1 pseudogene is annotated in these 516 nt (G+C 41.3%); it reads left to right on the top strand.

Annotated elements, in window-relative coordinates:
* Positions 1 to 219: 219 nt before the first annotated feature.
* Positions 220 to 516: pseudogene (locus QVO97_RS12435) on the top strand (MBOAT family protein); the annotation flags it as partial.

Raw genomic sequence — 516 nt, 5'->3', positions numbered from 1 at the left:
GTGCCAAGGCACATTCTTTATTCTGGTCAAAAACACTTGACAGATTAAGGGGGATTACCCGTATAATAGAGTGTCTGGAATATAGATATGATTTATCTGCTATATAAGAAAATACAGGTTACTGGGCACGTATGCGTGAACAGTAACAAATACAGGATGGTATGATTTATGTTATTTAGTTCCCTTGTGTTCCTATGGTATTTTTTGCCAGCGGTATTTTTGCTTTATTTTATAACGAAAAATCTGCATATCCGCAATGGCATCCTTCTGGCGGCCAGCCTCTTTTTTTATGCGTGGGGCGAGCCGAAGTATGTGATTCTGATGCTTGTTTCGATCGGGCTGAATTATTTCTTTGGATTGTGGATTGGGAGGATGCAGAGTAAACACAGAATGCGCCTTGCTGTTACAACCTGCGTGTTTTTAAACCTCCTTCTTCTGGGCTATTTCAAATATTTTAACTTCGCAGTCGAGATTGCAAATTCTCTGTTAAGCCGCTTTGCGGGCGGCGCACATACC

Origin of the sequence: Clostridium sp. CAG:43 (assembly GCF_000434655.1) — a bacterium.
GTDB classification, from domain to species: domain Bacteria; phylum Bacillota; class Clostridia; order Lachnospirales; family Lachnospiraceae; genus Otoolea; species Otoolea fessa.
Note: the sequence above shows the minus strand (reverse complement) of the source record. Positions and strands in the feature narration are given on the sequence as shown.